This is a genomic window from Kribbella sp. NPDC048915 (assembly GCF_040649595.1).
In the GTDB taxonomy this organism is placed as follows: Bacteria; Actinomycetota; Actinomycetes; order Propionibacteriales; family Kribbellaceae; genus Kribbella.
The window spans coordinates 25,253-31,252 of sequence record NZ_JBEZFT010000029.1; the positions used below are offsets into that span (position 1 = coordinate 25,253).

Annotated in this window: 8 protein-coding genes; 4 read left to right on the top strand and 4 right to left on the bottom strand. The window is 68.7% G+C overall.

Translation table 11 applies throughout. The annotated features are described in order from the left end of the window. Positions 1 to 189: 189 nt before the first annotated feature. Positions 190 to 909: a GntR family transcriptional regulator gene (locus AB0B82_RS17195; RefSeq protein ID WP_360168610.1), complete on the bottom strand. Its 720-nt coding sequence runs from the start codon at positions 907 to 909 to the stop codon at positions 190 to 192. A 112-nt stretch (positions 910 to 1,021) separates the two neighbouring features. Between AB0B82_RS17195 and AB0B82_RS17200 the strand changes: the two genes are divergently transcribed. Further along, entirely contained in the window at positions 1,022 to 2,068 is a 1,047-nt protein-coding gene (locus AB0B82_RS17200) for an SIS domain-containing protein (protein ID WP_360168613.1), read from the top strand. Positions 2,069 to 2,150: 82 nt separating this feature from the next. Beyond that, positions 2,151 to 2,570, top strand: coding sequence for a VOC family protein (locus AB0B82_RS17205; RefSeq protein ID WP_360168616.1), 420 nt, complete (start codon positions 2,151 to 2,153; stop codon positions 2,568 to 2,570). Between the two features lie 55 nt (positions 2,571 to 2,625). On the opposite strand, the gene AB0B82_RS17210 is transcribed toward AB0B82_RS17205, so the two are convergent. Next, entirely contained in the window at positions 2,626 to 2,949 is a 324-nt protein-coding gene (locus tag AB0B82_RS17210; RefSeq protein ID WP_360168619.1) for a GNAT family N-acetyltransferase, read from the bottom strand. Next, positions 2,933 to 3,328: a DUF1905 domain-containing protein gene (locus AB0B82_RS17215; RefSeq protein ID WP_360168622.1), complete on the bottom strand. Its 396-nt coding sequence runs from the start codon at positions 3,326 to 3,328 to the stop codon at positions 2,933 to 2,935. The genes AB0B82_RS17210 and AB0B82_RS17215 overlap by 17 nt, the downstream gene beginning before the upstream one ends. Before the next feature lie 146 nt (positions 3,329 to 3,474). Here AB0B82_RS17215 and AB0B82_RS17220 point away from each other — a divergent pair, with 146 nt between their 5' ends. After that, a complete protein-coding gene (locus AB0B82_RS17220; RefSeq protein ID WP_360168625.1) occupies positions 3,475 to 4,707 on the top strand; it encodes a maleylacetate reductase in 1,233 nt (410 codons plus the stop codon). Positions 4,708 to 4,720: 13 nt separating this feature from the next. Continuing rightward, positions 4,721 to 5,605 carry an intradiol ring-cleavage dioxygenase gene (locus AB0B82_RS17225; protein ID WP_360168628.1) on the top strand — a complete coding sequence of 295 codons (885 nt, stop codon included), beginning with the start codon at positions 4,721 to 4,723 and terminating at the stop codon, positions 5,603 to 5,605. Here AB0B82_RS17225 and AB0B82_RS17230 read toward each other — a convergent pair. Next, complete coding sequence (locus AB0B82_RS17230; protein ID WP_360168631.1) at positions 5,591 to 5,776, bottom strand: hypothetical protein; 186 nt, start codon at positions 5,774 to 5,776, stop codon at positions 5,591 to 5,593. The genes AB0B82_RS17225 and AB0B82_RS17230 overlap by 15 nt on opposite strands. Positions 5,777 to 6,000: the final 224 nt, after the last annotated feature.

A 6,000-nucleotide genomic window follows, 5' to 3' on the forward strand; every position in this document is an offset into this window, starting at 1 on the left:
TCTTGTGGGTTCGGCCTAGGACGTGTCCTAAGTATTGCCGCCGGGTGCGTCGTCGGATCCGGCGGCCCACCTGCCGAACCGGCCCGGTGGCCGGAAAGCGATCGGCAGGGATGTAGACCAGTTGGTGAACAGGATCGATCCAGTTGGCTGCGTCCGGAGGTCCTCCGGGAGAGCGCAACCCACGGTCGATCAGGCGGACCCGGTGCGCGGTCCGCGTGGGGTCAGGGCCATGTGCAGCCGGTACCGGTCGGCACGGTACGCCGACCAGGACAGCTCGACAACCTTACGACCGGCGAACGTGGTGCGCTCGAGGACCAGCAGGGGTGCCCGCCGGGCCACACCGAGCACCCGGGCGACATGACCGTCGGCGTTGTCCGCCCGGACGGTCTGCTCACCCGAGGTGACCACGACGTCGTACTCACTGGCGAAGACGTCGTAGAGCGTGCCGAGCTCACGGCCGAGCAGGCCGGGGAAGAGCGCCGACGGGTAGTAGCCGACCTCGTAGGCCATCGGGGAGGCGTCGGCCGTGCGAAGCCGCTCGACGCGGATCACCTTCGTGCCCTTCGCCACCCGCAGCCCCTTGGCCGTCTCGTCGGAAGCCTCGACCTCGCTCGCCGACAGCACCACGGTCCCAGGCTCGAGTCCACGGGCCCGCATCTCCCGGGAGAACGAGGTCAGGTGCAGTTGCGAGTCCACCTGCGGACCCGTGACGAAGGTCCCCTTGCCATGCACGCGCTCGAGCGCGCCGGACTCGACCAGGTCACTGATCGCCTGCCGGACGGTCACCCGGGAGACGTTCAACTTGTCCACCAGGGCCCGCTCGGAGGGGATCGGGTCCCCGGGATGCAGCTCGACGTCGATCAGCCGTTCCAGCACCGATCGGACCTGGGCCCGCTTCGTCGCCACCATGGAATCTCGATCCTCCAGACCTGGGCGGCCCTCGGGGGTGCCCCGGAGCGCCGCTCACTGCTATCGTGCGCAGCATACCTGTTAAGACCAGATAGGACCAGTGATCGCAGTGGTGTCTGTCCCCACCGAAGAAACCCGGATGGCGGCCGAGATCGCCGAGCAGCCGGCCGCGCTGGCGGCGACGTTCGAGCACGTTCTGCCGCTGCGGCACGACATCACCCGGCTGGCCGCCGGCCGCCGGAACGTGATCTTCGTGGCCCGTGGCTCGTCCGACAACGCCGGTGTCTACGGCCGGTACCTGACCGAGATCCACGCCGGCCGGCAGGCCTCGCTGGCGGCCCCGTCCGTGGCCACGCTGTACGGGGCGAACCTCGACCTGTCGAACTCACTGGTCGTCGCGGTCAGCCAGTCCGGCGCGACGCAGGAGATCGTCGACACGGCCGAGTGGGCCAAGCGGAACGGCGCGGCGATCGTCGGTATCACGAACGACGGCAACAGTCCGCTCGCGTCGACGGCCGACGTCGCGCTGATCACCCAGGCCGGCCAGGAGTTGGCCGTGCCGGCCACGAAGACGTACACGACCCAGTTGGCGGCCATCACGGTCGCCGTCGACGCGCTCGCCCCACGCCCGGGGATGCTGGACGCCGACATCGCGCGGGTCCCGGACGCGGCGAGCAAGATGCTGTCCGGATCGGTCGAGGCGGCAGCGGATCTGCTGGCGGGCGCGCACGACGTGCTGGCAAGCGGCCGCGGCCTCACGTTCGGCACGACGCTGGAGGTCGCGCTCAAGCTCGAGGAGACCTGCCTGCAGCCGGTCCGTGGACTGTCCTACGCCGACCTGAAGCACGGTCCGATCGCGGTCGTGGACGCCGACCTGGTGACGATCCTGGTCGCTGCCGGCGACGGGCCCGCCCTGCCGGGCATGACCGAGCTGGCCGGTGTCGTGCGCGAGAAGGGCAGCAAGATTCTCGGTATCGGCGGCGACGCCACGTTCGCCGCCCGCTGCGACGTGAACCTCGCCGGTCCCGAGCTGCCCGAGACCTTGGCCCCGCTGGCCCTGGTGATCCCCGCGCAGCGCGCAATCGAGCTCCTCGCCCGCAAGCTCGGCCTCGACCCCGACGCCCCGCGAGGCCTACGGAAGGTCACCCAGACCGACTGAACAAAGTGCTCACTGGGTGAGCACTTTCGCTGGAATCGTGGTGGTCGCCAACGGGGGAACCACCTGAGAGAGGACCACCACGATGTTGCGAGGACTTGCGACCGTCAGCTTCTACGCGAGCGACATGAAGGCGGCGCGCAGCTGGTACGAGGATCTGCTCGGCATCGAGGCGTACTACGCGGTGCCGAGCGCGGCGGATCCGGCGTACGTCGAGTTCCGGTTCGGCGACTTCCAGTGCGAGCTGGGGATCATCGACGCCAAGTACGCACCGCACTCGGTCGGAACTCCCGCGGCCGGCGCGATCGTGCACTGGCATGTCGACGATCTGGAGGGCACGCTCGAGCGGTTGCTCGAGCTCGGCGCGACCGTCAACGAGGGGATCGTTGAGCGGGGCAACAACACCGGCTTCCGGACCGCGTCGGTGGTGGACCCGTTCGGCAACCTGATCGGCATCATGAACAACCCGCACTACCTGCAGATCCTGGCGGAGCTGAAGGGCTGACGGCTGCTCACCGCGTCCACGTGGGCGCGGTACGCCAACGGCGGCGTCGTCGGAGTCAGAAGTCGATCCGCATCACCACGCGCCGGTTGCCGGGCCGACTCACCTCGGCGAATCCGGCATCGGCGAACGTGGAAAGCGTTCCGACGTACCCGCCCTCGACGAGATCCGGATAACCCTCGACCGCCGCGGCCCCACGTTCCCGCGCGAAGCCGACCGCAGCGCGGGCCAACGCGCGACTGATCCCTCGCCGGCGGAAGCCCGCCCGCGTGACGAAGCAGGTCACGGCCCAGACCGTCGAGTCGTGCTTGTCCTCGTTCCGCCCCAGCCACGGAACCCGGAAGTCGCGAAGCAGCCGAGCATGATCAGCCCGCGGCGCCACCGCACCACCCGAATCCCTGTTCGCGCGCCTGACCCTGTTCGCGCGCCGTCCGCTGTCCGCGCGCCGTCTCTTGCTTCCGGCCCGGCGCTTGTGACAGCTCGAGGATCAGTTCGACCTCTACCGTGTCGCCGGCGTCGAGGCCGTGAGGTTTGCGGACGGCGTCCTTCAGCGGGAGCCAGTACCCGTCGTCCTTCGGGAACAGCGACGTCTTCCACTCGGTGCTCCCGATCCGGGCCCGAATCGGGAGCATGCCCCAGCCGTAACTGGCCGCCGAGACCGCGGCCCGCAGCACCTCGGCGTCATCCTCAGGAACCGGCACGAAGTAGTACGGCGCCGGTCCGCGCCACTCCACAACCTCACCGACAAACGCCTGCTCCATGCCGCCGATGCTAGGCCAGTATCCGGACAACCCCCTTCCGGATTCTCGAACCATGTTTCTGATCAGCTACGACGGCCGACGGGCCGGGCGTAGACGGGGTGAGCGGGTGGAACCTAGCCTGCTGCTGACGGGAGAAGAACTGTTCGGTGAAGGACGAGGCCCTGGCGGGGGTGCCGATGGCACGTGCGGGCGCGTTCGGTGCAGCGCGGTTCGGGAGCGGGTTCGCCCATACGTTCCTGCCCGGCAAAGTGGTGTTCGGTGCCGGGGCATTGCACCGGGTTGCCGATGAGGTCGAGGGGCTCGGCGTACGGCGAGTGCTCGTGGTGGCGACGAACTCCGCGCGGCAAGCGGCCGACGTAGTCGAAGCCGAGCTGGGTCATCGCTTCGCCGGGCGGATCGACGGGGTGACGCAACACGTGCCGACCGAGCTGGCAACAGAAGCACGAGCGATGGCGAGCGACCTCGACGTCGACGCCGTTGTCGCGATCGGCGGCGGCTCGGCGATCGGGCTCGCCAAGGCCGTCGCTCGTACGGCGCCGGCGCCGCCCGAGGCGCACGGTGTCGGACGTGAGGCGCACGGTGTCGGACGTGAGGCGCACAGCGTGGGCATAGTGGCCGTACCGACCACATATGCCGGGTCGGAGATGACGCCTGTGTGGGGCGAGACGGCCGACGGCAGGAAGTCGACCGGGACCGATGTGCGCGTGCTGCCGAAGGTGGTGGTGTACGACCCGGAGCTGAGCCGGGAGCTCCCGCTGCAAGTGACGACCGCGAGCGTGGCCAACGCGATCGCACATTGCGTCGAGGCGGTCTGGACACCGAAAGCCGACCCGATCAACGACGCGGTCGCCGTCGAGGGGTTGCGTGCGCTGGGCGACGGATTGCGCGCAGTACTGGACGAACCGCGTGATCTGGAGAGTCGAGGCCTCCTGCTGTACGGCGCCTGCCTGGCAGGGTCGGCGCTGGCGGCCGCAGGTACCGGGCTGCATCACAAGCTGTGCCATTTCCTTGGTGGCACCTACAACCTTCCGCACGCGGAGACCCATGCAGCGATCCTTCCGCAGGTCACGCGTGTCAACGCCCCCACAGTCCCAGAAACCGCCCGTCGGCTGGCAGCCGCCCTGAACAACGGCACGCCTGCGACCGCTGGGCCGGGCGGGTTGGCGGATGCAACCGCAGGTCCCAGTGAGTTGGCGGAGCGGCTGTTCGACTTGTTCCGAGACGTCGGGGCGGGGACAAGTCTGCGGGATCTGGGCATGAGTGAGGGGGACGTGGTGGAGGCGGCAGCGCGGTTCGTGGTAGTGGAGAACCCGATTCCGGTGGATGCGGCGTTGGTGCGGGAGATCCTGCACCGGGCATGGGCGGGTGCGCGGCCTTGACGGAGGGAGCGAAATGGACCTGCAGGGCGATGACCTGACCGAAGCCGTCGTGGCGAGTTTCGGCGACAGTCCGAGTGAGCGGTACCAGACGGTGATGAGTGCGCTGGTGCGGCATCTGCATGCGTTCGCGCGTGAGGTCGAGTTGACCGAGGACGAGTACTTCACCGCGATCGATTTCCTCACCCGCACCGGGCAGGCCTCGAACGAGAAGCGTCAGGAGTTCGTGTTGCTGGCCGACGTACTCGGGCTGTCGATGCTCACCGTCGGTCTGGGGAATCGCAAGCCGCCGGAGGCCACGCAGTCGACCGTGTTCGGGCCGTTCTTCGTCGAGGGCTCACCGGCGGCACAGTTGGGGGACGACATCGCGAACGGCGCACCCGGGCAGCCGTGTTTCGTGAGTGGGCGCGTGCTCAACACGAAGGGCGAGCCGGTCGCGCATGCGCGGGTCGAGACCTGGCAGGCGGACGAAGACGGGTACTACGACGTACAGAAGGACCTCGATCATCCACAGAACAGGGCGCATCTGATCACCGATGCTGAGGGCAACTATTCGTTCTGGTCGGTCCGGCCGGTCGCGTACCCGATCCCGCACGACGGGCCGGTGGGTGAACTGCTGCAAGCGGGCGGGCGCGGGTGGATGCGGCCGGCGCACATTCATTTCATGGTGACGGCGCCGGGGTACGGCCGGCTGATCACCCATGTGTTCGCGGCCGGGGACGAGTACCTCGACAAGGATGCGGTGTTCGGCGTGAAGGAATCGCTGATCGCCGAGTTCACCGAGCATGCCGCCGGGACCGAGGCGCCTGACGGCAGTACGCCGGACCGCCCGTACTACACCGTCAACTACGACCTCGTCCTGGCGACCGTCGAGGAGACGCGGGCATCAGGCGACCGATGAGGTCTCCGACTGGAGAATCCGGTCGAGAATCGCCGAGATCTCGGCGGCTTCGGCGTCCAGCAGGGTGATCAGCGCGACCCGCGACGTTTCCGAGCGCGCTTCCAGAGCTGCCGCGCTCAACGCGCGCACGGTGCCCAGCTCATGTACCAGTTCGTCCCACAGAGCGTTCATCGGCAAAACCCCCATGTTCCCCGGCGCACAGGCGGTGCGACGGGAAGGCCTCACTTCCGTCTCACCCAGAACAACTCCCGCACGCCCCCGAAGGTTACGAACTCGTCTCAACTCACCCTCGGAAACCCCGGCTGCCCGGGTCGCGGCACCCCAGGCAGGGGTGATGCCTGGGCGGCGTGCGGCACGGTCGGCGCGGCACGGTCAGGGCGGCACGGTCAGGGCGG

Coding starts and splice junctions, on each gene's coding strand:
- AB0B82_RS17195 (WP_360168610.1), bottom strand. CDS start 909: ATGGTGGCGACGAAGCGGGCCCAGGTCCGATCGGTGCTGGAACGGCTG.
- AB0B82_RS17205 (WP_360168616.1), top strand. CDS start 2,151: ATGTTGCGAGGACTTGCGACCGTCAGCTTCTACGCGAGCGACATGAAG.
- AB0B82_RS17215 (WP_360168622.1), bottom strand. CDS start 3,328: ATGGAGCAGGCGTTTGTCGGTGAGGTTGTGGAGTGGCGCGGACCGGCG.
- AB0B82_RS17225 (WP_360168628.1), top strand. CDS start 4,721: ATGGACCTGCAGGGCGATGACCTGACCGAAGCCGTCGTGGCGAGTTTC.
- AB0B82_RS17230 (WP_360168631.1), bottom strand. CDS start 5,776: ATGAACGCTCTGTGGGACGAACTGGTACATGAGCTGGGCACCGTGCGC.